Raw genomic sequence first — 1,715 nt, 5'->3', positions numbered from 1 at the left:
ATTACGGTGGCTCGCTCGGCGACGGTACGTACCAGAACAAGGGTCCGACCGCGACGGTCCGCAAGAACGCCTCGACGGCCACCCTCGCCGCCGTGGCGTCTGCGCAGTCCGGCCAGGCGACCACGCTGTCGGCCACCGTCACGGGCGGAGCGGACGGTGACACCGTCGAGTTCTACGACGGCGCCACGAAGATCGGGACGGGCACGCTCGCGGCCGGTGCCGCGACCTACTCGTGGACGCCGACCGCGGGTGGCGCGCACGCGCTGACCGCGAAGTACCTCGGCAACGCCAAGACCGACGGTTCGACCTCGGCCGCGCAGAACGTCACCGTCTCGGTGCCGGACCAGGCCACCACGACGACGGTGTCCGGGCCCGCGACCGTCACCGAGGGTCAGTCCGTGACCCTGACCGCGCAGGTCGCCCCGACCCCGGCCGGCGGCACGATCCAGTTCAAGGACGGCGACACCGCGCTCGGATCCGCGGCGACCGTGGGACCGGACGGCAAGGCATCGGTCACCGTGCCGTCACTGAACGCCGGCACGCACCAGGTCACCGCGGTCTACACCGGCGCGGCCGGGTTCACCGGGTCGACGTCCGCGGCGTTCACGGTGACCGTGGCGGCTCCGGACCAGGCCACGACGACCACCCTGACCGCCCCGGCGACCGCGTCCGAGGGCCAGGCCGTCACGCTGACCGCGCAGGTCGCCCCGACCCCGAACGGGGGCACGATCCAGTTCAAGGACGGCGACACCAACCTCGGTGCGCCCGAACCGGTTGCCGCCAACGGATCGGCGTCGATCAGCCGGGCCCTCGGCCTCGGCAGCCATCAGCTCACCGCGGTGTACTCCGGCGCGGCCGGCTTCATCGCCTCGGTGTCCGACGCCCGCACCCTGACCGTGTCCGCGGTGGTCCCGACCGACAAGGCGACCACGACCACGTTGAACGTCCCCGGTTCCGCGAAGACCGGTCAGGCGGTGCACCTGTATGCGACGGTCACCGGACCGGACAACGCCCCGATCGGCTCGGTGGGCACGGTCGAGTTCACCGTCGACGGCCAGGTCCTCGCGCCGGTGAACGTCGTGAACGGCGTCGCGGACCTCCCGCAGACCTTCGCCACCGCCGGCGTCAAGGCGGTCAAGGCGCGCTACAGCGGCGGCACCGGATTCTCCGCCTCGGTGGCCCAGGACGGGTCGGTCACCGTCACCGACCCGAACCCGTCGGACGTCGCGACGACCACCGTGGTCACCGCGCCCGCGACGGCCGCCAAGGGCTCCGCGGTGGAGTTGACGGCGACGGTGTCCCCGGCCCCGGCCGGCGGCACGGTGCAGTTCTTCGACGGCACCACCCCGATCGGTGGCCCGGTCCAGGTGACCGGCGGCAAGGCCACGCTCTCCCACGCCTTCGCGCAGGCCGGTGGCCGGCAGATCACCGCCGTTTACAGCGGCGCGCAGGGCAGCCTCGGCTCCACCTCGACGGCCGTCACGGTCACCGTCACCGAGTCGGGCACCGGCCCGGTCGATCCGGGTGACAGCGGCACCGGTTCCCTGTCCTCCATCTTCGGGTCCTGACTCGCGCCCGATTCGCCCATCCTGCCGCCTCCGGGCGGCACTCGAAAGGAAGAGCAATGTCCGACAACAACATTCGCCGGATGGTCGGTGGTGTCAGCGCGTTCGCGGTGGCGGCCGGTTTTGCGGTGGCGGCCGGTGCCGGGGTCG

At 72.5% G+C, this 1,715-nt stretch carries 1 protein-coding gene; it reads left to right on the top strand.

Annotated elements, in window-relative coordinates; genetic code table 11:
* Positions 1–1,568, top strand: a 1,568-nt coding sequence (locus ABD951_RS24640; protein ID WP_345351756.1) for an Ig-like domain-containing protein, incomplete at its 5' end; no start/stop codon positions are given.
* Positions 1,569–1,715: the final 147 nt, after the last annotated feature.

Origin of the sequence: Rhodococcus olei (genome assembly GCF_039540555.1) — a bacterium.
Lineage (GTDB): Bacteria > Actinomycetota > Actinomycetes > Mycobacteriales > Mycobacteriaceae > Rhodococcus_G > Rhodococcus_G olei.
Note: the sequence above shows the minus strand (reverse complement) of the source record. Positions and strands in the feature narration are given on the sequence as shown.